Here is a 16,002-nt window from a genome sequence, read left to right as displayed (position 1 = left end):
ATTTCATCCGGAGACCGGGCGTGGCCGTAATTGTACCCTTCGAGAGCCACTCGACACCATCGATAGATCAATTGGTTGCGCTTGTCGCTTCCGACATGGAACGCGTCAACGCCACCATCCTGTCGCGGACCGGCTCGGAAGTCACCATGATCCCGGAGGTCGCCAACCATTTGATTTCCTCCGGCGGCAAGCGCCTGCGCCCGATGCTGACGCTCGCCATGGCGAACCTGACCGGTTACAGCGGCGAAGGGCATATCAAGCTCGCGGCGGCCGTGGAATTCATGCACACCGCAACGCTGCTTCACGACGACGTGGTGGACGAGAGCGAGCTGCGCCGGGGCAAGCTCTCCGCGCGGATGCTGTGGGGGAACGAGGCCAGCGTGCTGGTCGGCGATTTCCTGCTCGGCCAGGCGTTCCGCATGATGGTCGAAGTCGGCTCGCTGCGCGCGCTCGATATCCTCTCGTCGGCTGCGGCCACCATCGCCGAAGGCGAAGTGATGCAGCTGGCGGCCGCGAAGAATACCGCCACGACCGAAGACGAATATCTGGCCGTGATCCGTGGCAAGACCGCTGAGCTGTTTGCAGCCGCCTGCGAGGTGGGTCCGGTTATTGCCAATCGTCCCAAGGCCGAACAGACCGCATGCCGCTCGGTCGGCATGAACCTCGGTATCGCCTTCCAGCTCGTCGACGACGTGCTCGACTACGGCGGCAAAGCCGCGAAGCTCGGCAAGAATGTCGGCGACGATTTCCGTGAGGGCAAGATCACCCTGCCCGTGGTGCTCGCCTTCCGCCGCGGCAGCGATGTCGAACGCGAGTTCTGGATTCGCACGCTGGAGCGGGGCGAGATCAACGACGACGATCTCGACCACGCCATCGGTCTGATGACCAAGCATCGCGCGCTGGAAGACACCATGAGCCGTGCACAGCACTATGGCGCGATGGCTGTCGATGCATTGGCGCTTTTCCCATCGTCGCCGATGAAGACGGCGCTGGAGCAGGTCGTCGCGTTCTGCCTGGCACGCTCGCACTAAGAGCGTTGGTCTCCTAGCTCAGTACGCCCGCGTGCACCCACCAGTTCGGATTTTCCTTGGCAATGGTCTGCGCGGCGGCGCGCGCTTCCGCACCGCTTCCGTAAATCGCAAAACACGTCGCGCCCGAACCTGACATACGTGCGAGGCGCACGCCATCAGTGGCGCGTAGCGCGGACAGGACATCGCCGATCACCGGCTCGACCTTCAACGCCGGCGGCTCAAGATCGTTGGTGCCAGCATCAATGGCTTCCACCCATGGATCAAAGGACGCATCGGCGGGCCAGCCCGGCGACAGCATGACATCGCCAACGCCGCTGAGGAATTCACCCTTGCCGAGGCCAAGCGCAGTGAACACGTCCTTGGTCGCGACGCCGACGCGCGGATTGACCATCACGCAAGGCAACTCCGGCAGAGTGAGCATCGACAGGTTCTCCCCCACGCCGGTCATGGTGCAGGCGTGAGAGGCGAGACAGACCGGGATATCGGCACCGGTCTCGCGCGCGACATCGACCACGCGCGGATCATCATTCTCGAGGCCGTTCGCCCCGGCCAGCAGTCGTAACGCAGCTGCGGCATCTGCAGAGCCACCGCCGATTCCCGCCGCCACCGGCAACCGCTTGTCCAACGTGAATTGCCCGAGGGTGAGGCCTGGAACGCGATCGGCGAGCGCACGCGCCGCGCGCACCACCAGATTGTCCGACATATCGCCGCAGTCTTGCGCGCCGGGGCCTGTCGTCGTGAGACCAAGCTGGGGACCAGGCTCCAGGGTCAGCATATCGGCGCAATCGGCGAACGCCACGAGGCTTTCGAGATCGTGATAGCCATCCATGCGGCGGCCGAGAACGCGCAAAGTCAGGTTGACCTTGGCGCGGGCGGTGTCGGTCAAGAGGGTCATCTCAGGTCAGCCGCTCCGGGGCAATGGCATGTGGATGCGCGGGCCTTAACCCGCGCATCCACCAGAAAACGCGCCGTTTATCGAGGAATGGAGCGCCGGGTCAAGCCCGGATCGATCGGGATCAGCCGCCCTTGCCGTCGACCTTCTTCTTTTCGGCAGCCGCTGCGGAGGACGTGTCGTCCGACAAGCCATCCTTAAGCTTGGCATCGATCTTGGGCAGCTCTTCGGGATCGGGCTTCAGATCGCGCGCATGCTGCCACTGGAATTTGGCTTCCAACGTGCGGCCAACGCGCCAGTAGGCATCACCAAGGTGATCATTGATGGTCGGATCTTCCGGCTTCAGATCGATCGCACGCTCGAGGTTTTTCACCGCGTTGTCATAGTCAGCGATGCGATAGTAAGCCCAACCGAGAGAGTCGACGATGTAGCCGTCATCCGGGCGCTGCTCGACCGCACGGCGGATCATCTTCATCGCCTCGTCCAGGTTGATGCCCTGGTCGATCCACGAATAGCCGAGGTAATTCAGCACATGCGGCTGCTCGGGCTGCAGCTCCAGAGCCTTTTTCAAGTCGGCTTCGGCCTGGGGCCACTGCTTCGACCGCTCGCTGCAGATGCCGCGGAAATAGTAGAAAACCCAGTTCGGCTTATCGCCATTCTCGGCCGAGACATCGATTCCCTTGCCGTAGGTCGTGCTGCAATCCTCGAACTTTTTGCGCGCGCGCTCGATATTGCCAAGTGCCATGATCGCTTCGAGATCTTTCGGATCTTCCGCAACGACGGTCTTTAGAATCTTGATGCCTTCATCCGTCCGATCGACCGCGTCGAGGTCGGTCGCGAGCTGGATCTGGGCATTGCGCTTCAGCGGAGAATTCGCCGCGACGCGCTCATACACTTTGATTGCCATCTGCGGCTTCTTCACCGACTCATAGAGATCGGCCAGCGAGAGCAGCGCCAGCGAGTGGTTGGGATTGAGGTAAAGCGCGAGCTGAAGATAGACCAACGCGAGATCCTCGCCGCCGCGGCGGGTCAGCGATGCACCAATGCCGTAGAGCGCTTCGGCAGCGCCCTGCTGGACAGAGTCCACCAGCGGCGCCAGCTTCTTGCCGGCCTTTGTCTCGCGCAGACCCTCAACCACCAGCGGGTGACGCGCCAGCTTCTTGTCGAATGCCTCATAAACAGCGGTTGCAGCCGCCGCGTCCTTGTTGCGCGAGAGCCAGCGCGCATAGGCGTCCGCGACGCGCAGGGCGGAATCATCGAGCTTGTAGGCCCGATCGAAGCGCACGCCTGCTTCCTTCTGCTTGTTGGCAAGCTCCAGGATCAAGCCGGCGTGCAGGTCCTTGAAAATCGGATACCACTCAGGGCCGGCCAGCTTGTCGATGCCCGAGATCGCAGCTTGGGTGTTTCCGGCACCATAGCTCGCCCAGCCCGACAACAAAGTGGCAACGAGATCGGTGATCGGTCCGCGAATCGACTGATTGATGTTCTGCTGGGCCGAGGAATATTGCTTGTGCTTCAGGGCCCGCACGCCGATGACCAGCCGCGCCACCCGATTGTTCTTGTCGACGGTGAGAATTTTCTCAGCCAGCCTCACGGCCTCGTCCATGTCGCCATCGGCCAGCGACGAGATAAATGCGCGGTCGAGAAGCTCGGAGTTCTTCGGATCGGAGCGCAGCGCAGCCCGATAGAAGGCCGAGGCCGCCCCTGCATCGCGGTCTACACTGGCGTGGCGCGCGGCAAGGTAGCTACCGGAAACAGTCAGGCCGGCCAGATCACGTGCCGTCGGGAAGGTCGACTGCTTGGCATCCTCGCTGGCCTCGGTGGTGCGCGCCTGCGCATACAGGGGCGATGCTGTCGTCATCACGGCAGCGAGTGCGAGGGTGGCTGCAGCCACGCGATTGAAACGAAGTGAAAGCATCACGCTCGCCGGCTCCATGAGTGGGTAAGTGCGACCGGTCAGGCCAGCAGCACTGTAAGAATGGCTTGTTCGGCCCTCATCCGCAAGGATACGAGGGAATGGGGCGAGGAGCCATAGTCACTATGGCGCAATCGTGGCAACACGCGCCATCCTCGCGTAATCGTGCTTACATCGACTGGTAGTTGGGTCCGCCCCCGCCTTCGGGAGGAACCCATGTAATATTGCCGTTAGGGTCCTTAACATCGCAGGTCTTGCAGTGGACGCAGTTCTGCGCGTTGATCTGGAAGCGCGGACCCGACGCCTCGTCGACCCACTCATAAACGCCCGCCGGGCAATACCGGTTCGATGGACCAGCAAAGACATCGTGTTCGGACGTCTTCTGCAGGTTCATGTCGGCAACCTTGAGGTGAATCGGCTGATCCTCCTCGTGGTTCGTATTGGACAAAAATACCGACGATAGTTTGTCGAAGGTCAGCTTGCCGTCCGGCTTGGGCGCCGGAATTGGCGCATGGGCCTTGGCAGGATCCAGCGTCTTGCGATCGGGTTTCGCATGGGACTGTGTTCCAAACAGCGAAAAGCCGAACAGCGTGTTGGTCCACATGTCGAGGCCGCCCAGCGCCACGCCGAGCACGGTGCCGAATTTCGACCACAGTGGCTTGACGTTGCGGACCCTGAAAAGGTCCTGACCGACTGCCGATCCACGCCAGGCGTTTTCATACTCGACCAATTCGTCGTTGGCACGGCCCGCCGCGAGCGCAGCAGCGACGTGCTCAGCCGCCTGCATGCCGGTGCCCATGGCATTGTGGACGCCCTTGATGCGCGGAACGTTGACGAAGCCCGCCGCGCAACCGACCAACGCACCGCCCGCGAACGTCAGGCGCGGCACCGACTGATAGCCGCCCTCGGTGATGGCGCGTGCGCCGTAGGCAATACGCTTGCCGCCCTCAAACACGTCACGCACCGACGGATGAGTCTTGAAGCGCTGGAATTCCTCGAACGGCGACAAATACGGATCGTTGTAGTTCAGGTGCACCACGAAGCCGACTGCGACGAGGTTCTCGTTGTAGTGATAGAGGAACGATCCGCCGCCGGTGGAATTGCCGAGCGGCCAGCCGAACGAATGCTGGATCAGCCCCTTCTTGTGCTTCGCCGGATCGATCTGCCAGACTTCCTTGAGTCCGATACCGAACTTCGGCGGCTCGGCATTCTTGTCGAGCCCGAACTTCGCGATCAGTTGCTTGGTCAGGCTGCCGCGCGCGCCTTCAGCGAACAAGGTGTACTTGCCGAGCAACTCCATGCCGCGCGTGTAAGACGCTTTATGCGAGCCATCGCGCGCCACGCCCATGTTGCCGGTGGCAATGCCGCGCACCTCGCCGTTCTCGCCATAGAGAACCTCGACCGCCGCAAAGCCCGGATAGATTTCGACGCCGAGCGCTTCGGCGCGTGGGCCAAGCCAGCGACAGACGTCGCCCAGTGAGCCGATATAGCAATGATGATTGTTCATCAGCGGCGGCATCATGAAATTCGGCAACCGGATCGCGCCGCTGCCCGTCATCCAATAGAAGTGATCGTCCTTGACCTGGGTCTTCAGCGGACAATCGGCGTCCTCGCGCCAATCCGGGATCAACTTATCGAGCGAGATCGGATCGATCACGGCACCCGACAAAATATGCGCGCCGACTTCCGATCCTTTCTCGACCACAACGACCGAAAGATCAGGATTGATTTGCTTCAACCGGATCGCCGCGCTCAGGCCGGAAGGCCCGGCGCCGACGATGACAACGTCGAACTCCATGGAATCGCGTGGAGGAAGCGGCTCGGTGCTCATGCTGTGATCTCAAAATTGTCGTTTCAGAATACTTCTAAGCATCGTTCTTCCCGATTTTCGGCGCAAGAACAACCCTGTTTCGCTGCAGCGCAATCCATCCTACATTGAAATGGTCATGACACCCGAACGCGCTCCCATAGCCCGCGAACTCCTTGCCTTCTATCTCGAAGCAGGGGTCGATTGCGCGCTGTCCGATGAGCCCGTGAATTGGCTCGCTGAAGACCTTGCAGCCGCGGAACAACCGGCGGCAAAGCCGGTTCAATTTCGCACTGCGAACGTGGCACCACCACCACAGAGGATTCTTGCGGAGCCCGCGCCTCCCCCTGATGCAGCCATCGCGTCCGCACGCGAAATCGCGCCGACAGCCGCCTCGCTTCAGGACCTTCGCACTCTCCTTGAGGGCTTCGACGGCTGCGCGCTGAAAGCGACCGCAACACGGCTGGTGTTCGCCGATGGAAATCCGCAAGCACGAATCATGTTCGTCGGCGAAGCGCCCGGACGTGATGAAGATCTCGAAGGGCTGCCGTTCGTCGGGCGCTCCGGCAAGCTGCTCGATCTGATGATGGCCTCCATCGGCCTGGATCGGACCAGCGCCTACATCGCCAATATCATTCCGTGGCGACCGCCGGGAAACCGCGATCCATCGCCGCAGGAAACCCAGATCTGCCTGCCCTTCATTCGACGGCAGATTGAACTCGTCGATCCCGACATTCTGGTGTGCCTCGGCAAGCCGTCATCGCAGGCAGTCCTTGACGTGAAGGACGGCATCATGAAAACGCGCGGCAAGTGGATTGAGTACACCACCGGGACACGGAAGATCCGCGCGATGGCGACGTTCCATCCGGCCTACCTGCTGCGTCAGCCGATCTACAAACGGCTCACCTGGCAGGATTTACGCGCGATAAAAAGAGCACTCGGGGCAGCAAAACCCGACTGAACCATCAGCGCGTTACTTGCGCCGCCTGTGGGCGAACGATAGCCCAGCCGATCCGCAACTGCGGCTGACGTCCGGTCACCAAGCGTTCAAACGTCCGCGGCACTTCAGGCACCAATCCGGGAAAGCGCTTCACCAGGTCACCCGGCGGTGTTCCGACCGTATCCGCGGCGCGCCAGACCACAACGCCGCCGGTCTGATTAAACGATGCAAATGTGATCCACGGCGTCTGCTGCGGCGTTGCATCGAGCAACACATGCGGCCGGCCTGGCGCGGCGAAGCCGATCAGCATCGCAAGTTGCGGATCACCGGCAACAGCGGCCAGCGGACGTCCGGTCCGCCGCTCGAAATTCTCACCGAAGAACTTACCGATATCGGTCGCCGGCAAAGCCGTCTTGATTTCGCCGGTGCCGGTCCAAGGCTGAATGAACGCCACCGCAAGAACAACGACCACCGGGGCAGCCATGATCGCGAGCCAGACCGAACGCAGCACATGCTGACGCCGCAGATAAATCAGATCGCTCGCCGTCACGATGACAGCCAGTCCCACCAGCAGGAGCGCAAGGCCGTCACCACCGATGACCTTGTCCGTTCCCAGGGATGCAGCGGCGAAGCTGAGCACGAGGACAGGTGCGATGGTGAAGACATAGACGAACAGTCGCCCCGATGGCGCGACGCCGGGACGATAAATGACGGGTGCGTCTTCCGGTTTGCCGTTCAACTTACGCGAATTGAAGATCAGCAGCAGCGCGACGCCGAACAACGCGAACACCAATCCGGCCAGCATTTGCCCCCAGTGGATGAGGCGCTCCTCAAGATCCGAGAGCTGCGGCAACGGCGGAATGATGAGGGCAGCCCCGCGCTCCAGCCACACCGCATAGGGCAACACGGTCACCATAACGACCATCAAGGCGAACACGGGATCCGTCGACGCCAGTGCATGGCGGCCTTTTTTCGTCGCCAAGGCAAAGATCGCCAGCATGACCAGCAATGGAATCGCCGCCATCGTGGTCAGCAACAGCAGGCCGGCCTCAATGGACAGCGCGAACCACGCGCTGCGCTTACCCTGTCCAATGACCTGCCATGAATGAAGCAGCACGAGCGCCCACAGCGGCCTTGCCAGGGTCAGCGGGCCAAACTCGATGCCGGGAAACGAAAACGCCGTGATCGTTGCAGTGAGCAGCACCGCCAGGACTGCCTGCTGTCCGCCGACGATGGCCCGGCCCAGCTGAAACAGCGCCCAGAAGGTGACGACGAAGCAAACCTGCGACAGCAGGTAGACGCCGAAGATATGATTACCGGAGAGACGAAAAGCGATGTCGGCCAGCCAGAACGCCGCCGGCGGGCCGAGCTGGGTGCCGACCTGGTATTCACGGCCAAAGGCCAGAACCGTTGCCGTGTCACCGGGCGGGCTTCCATACAGAATGGTCGGTACGATGAACCACAGCGCCGCCTGCGCCAGCACCGCGATCCAGAAAATCAACCGCGGGCGCGCACGGACCAGTTCAACGATCAGGGATGTGAAACGCATGAAACGCCTGAACCGGCCTTACGATAGGGCGATAGGATACGTCACTGATAAAGCCCAGCGCGCGATCAGGCAACCAAGCTGGTCAACCGCCAGCGACTTCTTCAGTTGTTTCGCTGATGGCAATCCTGACCGACGCATCGACCGAGATTGACTTGCCTTCATGCTTTTCGCGGGCAGCAACCACCGGCGCGAAAAACCGGCGATGATGGACGGTCGGTCCCAGGCGGTCGAGCGCCGCCAGGTGCGCGGGGACGCCGTAACCCATATGAGAATCGAAGCCGTAGTCCGGGTGCTCTTGTGCCAGCCGGCACATCAAGCGGTCGCGCGAAACTTTAGCGATAATGGACGCCGCCGCGATTGAGGCGACAAGCCCGTCGCCGCCAATCACCGCTTCGCAATCGCACGGGACGTCTATCTTGTCTCGGCCGTCGACAAAGACATGCTTCGGCAACTCCGGGAGCGCGCGCACAGCCTGTGCCAGCGCCCACAGTGAAGCGCGCAAGATATTGTCGCGGTCGATCCGGGACGGCGGGGCGACCGCCACCGACACCAGCGCCTTGGCACAGATCTCCTCGAACAACTCCTCGCGGCGTTCGCGGGTGAGACGCTTCGAATCGTCGAGTCCTTTAGGGACGCGCTTCGGGTCGAGAATCACCGCCGCCGCCACCACCGGCCCGGCGAGCGGGCCCCGGCCAGCCTCGTCGCATCCCGCCACAGGCCACACGTCGCGCTTCATCAAGGCGCGTTCGCGCCTGAAGGTCGGAGCGACGATGATCGCGCGCTCTTTCGCCTTGGAACGTGGAACTGATGGCTTTGCTCGAATCATCCGCGGATGCTTGCGGACATCGGGCCTGCGCCGCAAGCTGGAACTTCCATCCATGCCCGTTATTCAGCAGAGCTTCGGACGTCCACTGTTCCGCCATTATGCAATACACCCGGCGCGGCCAATCGTCCCGAGCCAGCCAGCCGATCATTTAGATCAAAACAGGTCCAGCTGTTCGCTGCCGCGCTTCGGTCGCACAAAATGAGCGGTGGTCAATTTCGAGCGCCGCTTGTTCAGACCCAGCTTTTCGCACGCGATCTCGAAACGCCGCCCGATCATCCAGGCCATCGGCCCGGTGCCCTTCATACGCGTTCCCCACTGCGAGTCGTAATCGCGACCATCACGCATATCCCGGATCAACGTGAAAACGTGCCGGTAGCGATCGGGATAATTCGCCATCAGCCATTCGCGGAACAGGTCACGCACTTCGAGCGGCAAACGCAGCAACACGTAACTCGCTTCCTTCACTCCGGCATGAGCGGCTGCATCGAGAATGCGCTCGATCTCGGAATCATTCAGCGCAGGTATCACCGGCGCGACCATCACCGTTGTCGGAATGCCGGCATCAGCCAGCATGCGAAGGGCTTCCAGACGCTTCGGCGGCGTGGACGCGCGCGGCTCCATCGTGCGTGCGAGTTTTGGGTCGAGCGTCGTCACCGACAGCGCGACCTTGACCAGATTTCGTTGCGCCATCCTGGCAAGGATATCGATGTCCCGGACCACCAGAGCGGATTTGGTGACGATGCCGACCGGATGCGCCGTCCGCTCCAGCACCTCGAGAATCCCGCGCATGATTTTGCGCTCGCGCTCGATTGGCTGATACGGGTCGGTGTTGGTGCCGATCGCAATCATGCGTGGCTCATAGCCTGTCGCCGACAGCTCCTTCTCCAGCAGATCAGGTGCGTCAGGTTTGACGAACAGCTTGCTTTCAAAATCAAGGCCGGGCGACAGGCCCATGTAAGCATGGGTCGGCCGCGCGAAACAGTAAACGCAGCCGTGCTCACATCCCCGGTAGGGATTGATGGAACGATCGAAGCCGATATCCGGCGAATCATTTCGGGTGATCACCTTCCGCGCGGTGTCGGTCGCCACCGTTGTCTTGAACGGCGGAAGCTCCTCTAAGCTCTGCCAACCATCGTCAAATGTGACGCGCGCCTCTGCCTCGTAACGTCCACTCGTGTTGGACTGCGCACCGCGTCCCCGCCGCCTCTGTTTGTCGATGGCGACTTCGATGTCCGGAAACGGCGAAGGCACGCCAGCCGCTTCGGAGGGCGTTGAGGCCGGCACATGCTTGAGGGCGGATGCTCGATTCATGCCCTCAACATAGCACCAAATGAGAACAAAACAAGAACCAATAAGAACTCATGAGATATCAAATGATCATCATGCAAAAGTTTTTGGAGCTTTCCCGCCCAATCGGCGTTGCCTCCGCTGACCGGTGGAAGGAGATTTCTCATGAACAAATTATTTTTATCGGTCGCCTCCGTCATCGTTGCGGGACCGATGGTCGCGGCGATTAGTTCGATACCGGCTAACGCCGAGCCATTCTGTAATATCCAAAGCGACGGTGGAGGCTACCGGGCCTGCACGTACAGTTATGCCAGTTGCCTCCGCACGGCGAGTGGTGTCGGAGGGCTGTGCGTCGTGAACCGGTTTTACCGCGGTTACGGCGGCTACGACAGTCCGTATGCTTATCCTCCCGGCCCGGCGTATGGACGAACGTATTATCGGCCATCGCGGCGCAATTATGCACAGCCGGGATTCGGCGCCTACGTGGATGACGACATCGATTGATACGTGAAGGATGGGGCAAGAAAGCGCTCCGGCGCACCCGCGCCGGAGCGAGTGCGACCTGTTGTCCCCGTTCCGCCTGCAGATTCGTGGGAGCTTTCGCGCGAGTGCTGCGTTGCCTTTCCAAGACGGAATGGAAAGGAGAGTTTCTCATGCGCAAATCATTGCTAGCAATCGCAGCTGTCCTGGTGACAGCGCCGGCAGCCATAGCCATCAGTTCAACACCGGCCAGCGCGGGCGCATTCTGCGCGACCTACCCTGACGGCCAAAGCGCCCGGAGTTGCGGTTATATGACTTACGCCAGTTGCGTCCGCTCGACCCGCGGCGCAGGCGGAATGTGTGAGGCAAACCCGAATTTCGCGGGCTATGGCCCCGTTGAGGATTCATATGCCTACGCACCCGGGCCAGCTTATGGGCAGACCTATTATGCGCCGGGACCGCGCTACTACACGCGGCCGGGAGTCGACGTCTATATCGGCGGCAGCATCGATTAATCTGTGTCGACTTTGATAGAGACCACCAAACTCCGGCGCCTGCGCGCCGGAGTTTGTCGTGACGGCGGTAGGCCCCGCAGCGTTAATGAATGCCGCAAAAAGCTGCATAGCAAGGGGCTGCTCCCAGTGTGACAAGATGATAACGATGCCGTTCAGAGCTTCTGAGTGACAGGCATTTGCAAACATCTGGTCATGATCAGCGTTATCATTCCCACCGAAGGCGCCGAACCACCTGTCGTTGCGACCCTTGCAGCCCTCGTTCCGGGGGCGGCTGCGGGCGTGATCCGTGACGTCGTGCTGGTGGATCGCCCCGGCTCCAGCGCCATCGAGCGCGTTGCTGATGTTGCAGGCTGCCAGTTTCTGAAATTCGATGGATCGAGAGCAGCAGCGCTCGCTGCCGGCGCGAAGCAGACCCGTTCACCCTGGTTGATGTTTCTTCACGCCGGCTCAGTGCTGGACACCGGCTGGATCGATGAGGCTGCGCAATTCATGCAAGCCGTTTCATTGAGTGGCCATCAACGCGCAGGCGTGTTTCGCTACGCGCGTTCACCGTACGATCACGCCGGCATCCGCAACGGCGTCAAGTCGCTTGCACGTTTTATCTCGGGCCCGTCCTCCGACCAGGGACTGTTGATTTCCCGCGATCACTACGAACGACTCGGCGGCTACGCCCCTGCCGCACGCCGCGCCGAGGCCAAGTTGCTCGCAAAGCTTGGCCGCGCGGGCAGAGCCACACTGCGGACCAGGATTTTCGTGGCGGGGCGGCCACATTGATTTGTTGACTCCGTCAACAATCCTCGCAAAGATCGGATCATCGCGCGGGGCTCTCGATGACCAGGACTTATGAAGCAGACCAAATCAGCGGCATCGATGCCGTGCGGCGGTTCAATCGCTTTTACACCCGCAAGATCGGTGTTCTGGACCAGCAGCTTCTGGAAAGTCCCTACTCATTGACTGAAGCGCGGGTGTTGTTCGAACTCGCTCACCGCGATCAGCCGACCGCCGGGGAGATCGGCGCCGACCTTGGCCTCGACCGTGGCTATCTCAGCCGCATCATTCAGTCTTTCATGGACAAAGGGCTGGTGACGCGAAAGCCCATTCCTGAAGATCGACGTCAATTCCGGCTGAAACTGACAGCCAAGGGGCGGCAGGCATTTGGGCGGCTCAATCGAAGTTCCCATGACGATGTCGGAGCAATGCTTCAAACACTCTCGATCACCGGCAAACAAAGTTTGATCGATGCGATGACAACGATCGAGCAATTGCTCGATGGCGAAGCTGGTGGCTCCAAGATCGTTCTGCGGCCCCATCAAGCCGGAGATATGGGATGGGTGATCCAGCAACATGGGCTGCTGTACGCGCAGGAGTACGGCTGGGACATGTCGTTCGAAGCGCTGGCTGCCGACATTACCGCGCAATTTCTCAAGACGTTCGATCCTGCACAGGAACGTTGCTGGATCGCGGAAATCGATGGACACCGCGTGGGTTCGCTCTTTCTGGTCAAGGAATCTGCCGAGGTCGCAAAACTGCGTTTGCTGTTGGTCGATCCGCTTGGCCGAGGCCGCGGACTGGGAAAACGCCTCGTGGAGGAATCTGTGGCGTTCGCGCGCGCCTGCGGATACCGCAAGATCATGCTGTGGACCCAGAGCATACTGCTGGCTGCCCGCGGCATCTACGCAAATGCAGGCTTCGTGCACGTGGCGAGCGAGCCACATCACAGCTTCGGACAGGATCTGATGGGCGAGACTTGGGAGCTTTCACTCTAGGCGGTAGTCAGCCCTTGCCGCGCTTCAGGTGCTCATCCAGTCGCGGCATGATCTCGACAAAATTACACGGCCGCGTGCGGTAATCGAGCTGATGGGCGAGAATACCGTCCCAGCCGTCCTTGCAGGCTCCCGGCGATCCCGGCAGGCAGAAGATAAACGTCGCGCCCGCAACCCCGGCTGTCGCTCGGCTCTGGATCGTCGACATTCCAATCTTGGCATGACTCATCATATGAAAGGCGATCGAGAAGCCGTCCATGCGCTTCTCGAACAGCGCTTCGGCCGCCTCGGGCGTCACATCTCGCCCGGTAAAGCCGGTGCCTCCCGTGGTGATGATGACATCGACACCATCGTCCGCGATCCAGGCTTTCAACTTTGCACGGATCCCGTCCACGTCATCGGTAACGATGTCACGGGCCGCGAGATGATGACCGGCCGCCACGATGCGGTCTGCCAGCGTGGCGCCCGACTTGTCGTCATTCAATGAGCGGGTGTCTGAGATGGTCAACACCGCGATGTTGACCGGCACAAATGGCTTCGGTTCGCTGTTCACTGACATCTGAGGCTAAAGCTGCACGCCGGACGCGAATGTGTTGCACGCGGCGACACTGCCCTGCTGATAGCCGGTCATGAACCAGCGCTTACGCTGTGCCGCCGAACCATGGGTAAACGAGTCCGGCACCACGCGGCCAGTGGCTTTGCGCTGCAAGGTGTCGTCACCGATCGCGGCTGCCGTCGTCAGCGCAGCGTCGATATCGCCTTCTTCCAGGAATCCGGGCCGCTTCTTCGATTCACGGTTCACCCATACGCCGGACAAGCAGTCAGCCTGCAACTCGACGCGCACCTGAATCGCATTGGCTTCCGCCTTGCTGCCCGCCCGCTCCTGCATCTGACGCGCCTTGTCCAGAATGCCGAGCAGGTTCTGAATGTGGTGGCCCGCCTCATGCGCGATGATATACGCGGCAGTAAACTTACACGCGCTGCCCGAGCAGCCGCGGAAGCGTGTTTCGACTTCGCGGAAGAATCCGGTGTCGAGGAAGATTTGTTTGTCGGGCGGACAATAGAACGGGCCCATCGCCGATTGCGCCATGCCGCAGCGGCCGCCGTTGGTCGCATTGCGGAAGAGAACGATGCGTGGGCCGCGATAGGTCTGACCACTCGCCTGGAAGATCTCGCTCCAGCGATCGTCGAGCTCACCGAGCACACCGGCAATCATGCTGCCCATTTCGTCCGTCGGCGCACCGGTCTTTGCCGGCGCTGATCTGCGATCGGTCTGATACGTCGGCGCCTGCTGACCGCCCGTGAGAATTTCTGCACCACCGATCAGCACGCGTGGATCGATACCCACTGCCCAGCCGATCAGCCCAAGCACAATGACAGTGCCGATGCCAAGACCGCCGCCGCCCATCGGAAGTCCGAAGCCGCCGCCACCACCTCCTCCGAATCCGCCGCCACTATCATCGCGGCGATCATCGATGTTGTCGCTGCGGCGGAAGTCATCGTAACGCATCGGAGTCTCTCCTCGATCGGCGGGCGCTCATCATAACGCGCGAATGCAACACCGGATCCACCTTATGATTCATACCGCGCCCGGCAAATATTGCCTAGCATGAACGTGCCTACCATTAAGGCGATTTTTACCTAGTGCGATCATGGTGATGACAGTCGGATTTGTTAGTCCCGCGTCGCCGGCTGCGTCGCCTGAGTCAGAGTTTGAGTCATGGTTGTGTCGCGTCGCGGGGCGTCTGTAAGGGCGCCCCGCACTCAATTTGAATCGTCCCCATCGTCACGCATTATTGTCGGCGATTGCGTCGCCGAGATGTCGAAGCTGTCCGCAGCTTCGGTCGATCTCGTCTTTGCCGATCCGCCTTACAATCTGCAGCTCAAGGGCGAGCTCAAACGCCCCGACGAATCCCACGTGGATGCGGTCAACAACGACTGGGACAAGTTTTCATCCTTCGCCGCCTATGACGATTTCACGCGCGCATGGCTGCTTGCCTGCCGCCGCATCATGAAGCCGTCGGCAACGCTGTGGGTGATCGGCTCCTATCACAACATTTTCCGCGTCGGCGCCATCATGCAGGACCTCGGCTTCTGGGTTCTCAACGATATCGTCTGGCGCAAGACCAATCCGATGCCGAATTTCCGCGGCCGCCGTTTCACCAATGCCCATGAAACGATGATCTGGGCCGCGCGGGACGAGAACGCCAAGGGCTACACTTTCAACTACGAAGCGCTGAAGGCCGCCAACGAAGACGTTCAGGCCCGCTCCGACTGGCTGATTCCGCTCTGCACAGGCGACGAGCGCCTGAAGGGCAAGGACGGCAAGAAAGTTCATCCGACCCAGAAGCCCGAGGGCCTGCTGGCGCGCGTGCTGCTGTCCTCATCGAAGCCCGGCGATCTGGTGATCGATCCGTTCAATGGCACGGGGACCACCGGTGCCGTCGCCAAGCGGCTCGGCCGCAGCTATATCGGCTTCGAACGTGACCGTGACTACGCAAAAGCCGCCGAGGCCCGCATCGCAGCCATCGAGCCGCTGCCGGATGCCACGCTTGCTCCCTTCATGACCGCACGCGGTGCACCGCGGGTGGCTTTCTCCGAGCTGGTTGAGCGCGGCATGATCATGCCCGGCACCAAGCTGGTCGATTCCAAGAAGAAACACGGCGCGCTGGTGCGCGCAGACGGCGCGATCATGCTGGGTGACAAGGTGGGCTCGATCCACCGCATGGGCGCGCTGGCGCAGGGAGCGGAAGCCTGCAATGGCTGGACGTTCTGGCACGTTGAGACCAAAAAGGGCCTCAAGCTGATCGATGAACTGCGCGCCGAGATCCGCAACGAAATGGCGGCTGCTGGATAGCCTCGCCGGCCCCTCGCCTCACTGAAATTGATCGTCATGCCCGGACCTGCGCCGGGCATTGTCGTTTCCGGCCGCACAAAGTCGTCAGTTGCATGACCTTGAGATTCGACGCATGAACAGCCCCGTCACGCCGACTTAAA

The 16,002-nt window shown here is 61.2% G+C and carries 15 protein-coding genes; 7 read left to right on the top strand and 8 right to left on the bottom strand.

Features of this window, described 5'->3' with window-relative positions; genetic code table 11:
• Positions 1-20: 20 nt before the first annotated feature.
• The gene (locus ACP0KA_RS15090) at positions 21-1,031 is read left to right on the top strand and encodes a polyprenyl synthetase family protein (RefSeq protein WP_424629563.1); all 1,011 of its coding nucleotides are present in this window, start codon (positions 21-23) and stop codon (positions 1,029-1,031) included.
• A 13-nt stretch (positions 1,032-1,044) separates the two neighbouring features.
• Here ACP0KA_RS15090 and ACP0KA_RS15085 read toward each other — a convergent pair whose 3' ends face one another.
• From ACP0KA_RS15085 to ACP0KA_RS15075, 3 genes are all read right to left on the bottom strand, one after another.
• Complete coding sequence (locus tag ACP0KA_RS15085; protein ID WP_424629562.1) at positions 1,045-1,926, bottom strand: 4-(cytidine 5'-diphospho)-2-C-methyl-D-erythritol kinase; 882 nt, start codon at positions 1,924-1,926, stop codon at positions 1,045-1,047.
• A gap of 121 nt (positions 1,927-2,047) precedes the next feature.
• Positions 2,048-3,841 carry a tetratricopeptide repeat protein gene (locus ACP0KA_RS15080; protein ID WP_424629561.1) on the bottom strand — a complete coding sequence of 598 codons (1,794 nt, stop codon included), beginning with the start codon at positions 3,839-3,841 and terminating at the stop codon, positions 2,048-2,050.
• 166 nt (positions 3,842-4,007) lie between these two features.
• Entirely contained in the window at positions 4,008-5,669 is a 1,662-nt protein-coding gene (locus tag ACP0KA_RS15075) for an electron transfer flavoprotein-ubiquinone oxidoreductase (RefSeq protein ID WP_424629560.1), read from the bottom strand.
• Between the two features lie 115 nt (positions 5,670-5,784).
• Here ACP0KA_RS15075 and ACP0KA_RS15070 point away from each other — a divergent pair, with 115 nt between their 5' ends.
• Positions 5,785-6,606, top strand: a complete 822-nt coding sequence (locus tag ACP0KA_RS15070; protein ID WP_424629559.1) for a uracil-DNA glycosylase — start codon at positions 5,785-5,787, stop codon at positions 6,604-6,606.
• 4 nt (positions 6,607-6,610) lie between these two features.
• Here ACP0KA_RS15070 and ACP0KA_RS15065 read toward each other — a convergent pair whose 3' ends face one another.
• The 3 genes from ACP0KA_RS15065 to ACP0KA_RS15055 all read right to left on the bottom strand — a co-directional run bounded on the left by ACP0KA_RS15065 (position 6,611) and on the right by ACP0KA_RS15055 (position 10,271).
• Complete coding sequence (locus ACP0KA_RS15065; protein WP_424629558.1) at positions 6,611-8,134, bottom strand: glycosyltransferase family 39 protein; 1,524 nt, start codon at positions 8,132-8,134, stop codon at positions 6,611-6,613.
• 82 nt (positions 8,135-8,216) lie between these two features.
• Positions 8,217-8,960 (bottom strand): ribonuclease HII, encoded by a 744-nt coding sequence (locus ACP0KA_RS15060; protein ID WP_424629557.1) that lies wholly within the window; start codon positions 8,958-8,960, stop codon positions 8,217-8,219.
• A 153-nt stretch (positions 8,961-9,113) separates the two neighbouring features.
• Positions 9,114-10,271, bottom strand: a complete 1,158-nt coding sequence (locus ACP0KA_RS15055; RefSeq protein WP_424629556.1) for a PA0069 family radical SAM protein — start codon at positions 10,269-10,271, stop codon at positions 9,114-9,116.
• A gap of 141 nt (positions 10,272-10,412) precedes the next feature.
• Between ACP0KA_RS15055 and ACP0KA_RS15050 the strand changes: the two genes are divergently transcribed.
• The 4 genes from ACP0KA_RS15050 to ACP0KA_RS15035 all read left to right on the top strand — a co-directional run bounded on the left by ACP0KA_RS15050 (position 10,413) and on the right by ACP0KA_RS15035 (position 13,008).
• Entirely contained in the window at positions 10,413-10,751 is a 339-nt protein-coding gene (locus tag ACP0KA_RS15050; RefSeq protein ID WP_424629555.1) for a DUF3551 domain-containing protein, read from the top strand.
• 149 nt (positions 10,752-10,900) lie between these two features.
• Positions 10,901-11,242: a DUF3551 domain-containing protein gene (locus tag ACP0KA_RS15045; protein ID WP_424629554.1), complete on the top strand. Its 342-nt coding sequence runs from the start codon at positions 10,901-10,903 to the stop codon at positions 11,240-11,242.
• A 192-nt stretch (positions 11,243-11,434) separates the two neighbouring features.
• Positions 11,435-12,016, top strand: a complete 582-nt coding sequence (locus ACP0KA_RS15040) for a glycosyl transferase (RefSeq protein ID WP_424631614.1) — start codon at positions 11,435-11,437, stop codon at positions 12,014-12,016.
• A 56-nt stretch (positions 12,017-12,072) separates the two neighbouring features.
• Entirely contained in the window at positions 12,073-13,008 is a 936-nt protein-coding gene (locus ACP0KA_RS15035; protein WP_424629553.1) for a bifunctional helix-turn-helix transcriptional regulator/GNAT family N-acetyltransferase, read from the top strand.
• A gap of 7 nt (positions 13,009-13,015) precedes the next feature.
• On the opposite strand, the gene moaB is transcribed toward ACP0KA_RS15035, so the two are convergent.
• Both moaB and ypfJ read right to left on the bottom strand, forming a co-directional pair.
• Positions 13,016-13,558 (bottom strand): molybdenum cofactor biosynthesis protein B, encoded by a 543-nt coding sequence (gene moaB / locus ACP0KA_RS15030; RefSeq protein WP_424629552.1) that lies wholly within the window; start codon positions 13,556-13,558, stop codon positions 13,016-13,018.
• Positions 13,559-13,570: 12 nt separating this feature from the next.
• Positions 13,571-14,515: a KPN_02809 family neutral zinc metallopeptidase gene (gene ypfJ / locus ACP0KA_RS15025; RefSeq protein ID WP_424629551.1), complete on the bottom strand. Its 945-nt coding sequence runs from the start codon at positions 14,513-14,515 to the stop codon at positions 13,571-13,573.
• A gap of 210 nt (positions 14,516-14,725) precedes the next feature.
• Between ypfJ and ACP0KA_RS15020 the strand changes: the two genes are divergently transcribed.
• On the top strand, positions 14,726-15,862 hold the full coding sequence (locus ACP0KA_RS15020; protein ID WP_424629550.1) for a site-specific DNA-methyltransferase: 1,137 nt from the start codon (positions 14,726-14,728) through the stop codon (positions 15,860-15,862).
• Positions 15,863-16,002: the final 140 nt, after the last annotated feature.

The sequence above is a fragment of the Bradyrhizobium sp. SYSU BS000235 genome, from assembly GCF_049747295.1.
GTDB lineage: Bacteria > Pseudomonadota > Alphaproteobacteria > Rhizobiales > Xanthobacteraceae > Afipia.
This window is presented reverse-complemented; position numbering and strand designations above follow the sequence as displayed.

Coding starts and splice junctions, on each gene's coding strand:
- ACP0KA_RS15050 (WP_424629555.1), top strand. CDS start 10,413: ATGAACAAATTATTTTTATCGGTCGCCTCCGTCATCGTTGCGGGACCG.
- ACP0KA_RS15065 (WP_424629558.1), bottom strand. CDS start 8,134: ATGCGTTTCACATCCCTGATCGTTGAACTGGTCCGTGCGCGCCCGCGG.
- ACP0KA_RS15035 (WP_424629553.1), top strand. CDS start 12,073: ATGACCAGGACTTATGAAGCAGACCAAATCAGCGGCATCGATGCCGTG.
- ACP0KA_RS15020 (WP_424629550.1), top strand. CDS start 14,726: ATGGTTGTGTCGCGTCGCGGGGCGTCTGTAAGGGCGCCCCGCACTCAA.
- ACP0KA_RS15075 (WP_424629560.1), bottom strand. CDS start 5,669: ATGAGCACCGAGCCGCTTCCTCCACGCGATTCCATGGAGTTCGACGTT.
- ACP0KA_RS15080 (WP_424629561.1), bottom strand. CDS start 3,841: ATGCTTTCACTTCGTTTCAATCGCGTGGCTGCAGCCACCCTCGCACTC.
- ACP0KA_RS15040 (WP_424631614.1), top strand. CDS start 11,435: ATGATCAGCGTTATCATTCCCACCGAAGGCGCCGAACCACCTGTCGTT.
- ACP0KA_RS15060 (WP_424629557.1), bottom strand. CDS start 8,960: ATGATTCGAGCAAAGCCATCAGTTCCACGTTCCAAGGCGAAAGAGCGC.
- ACP0KA_RS15045 (WP_424629554.1), top strand. CDS start 10,901: ATGCGCAAATCATTGCTAGCAATCGCAGCTGTCCTGGTGACAGCGCCG.
- ACP0KA_RS15055 (WP_424629556.1), bottom strand. CDS start 10,271: ATGAATCGAGCATCCGCCCTCAAGCATGTGCCGGCCTCAACGCCCTCC.
- ACP0KA_RS15085 (WP_424629562.1), bottom strand. CDS start 1,926: ATGACCCTCTTGACCGACACCGCCCGCGCCAAGGTCAACCTGACTTTG.
- ypfJ (WP_424629551.1), bottom strand. CDS start 14,515: ATGCGTTACGATGACTTCCGCCGCAGCGACAACATCGATGATCGCCGC.
- ACP0KA_RS15070 (WP_424629559.1), top strand. CDS start 5,785: ATGACACCCGAACGCGCTCCCATAGCCCGCGAACTCCTTGCCTTCTAT.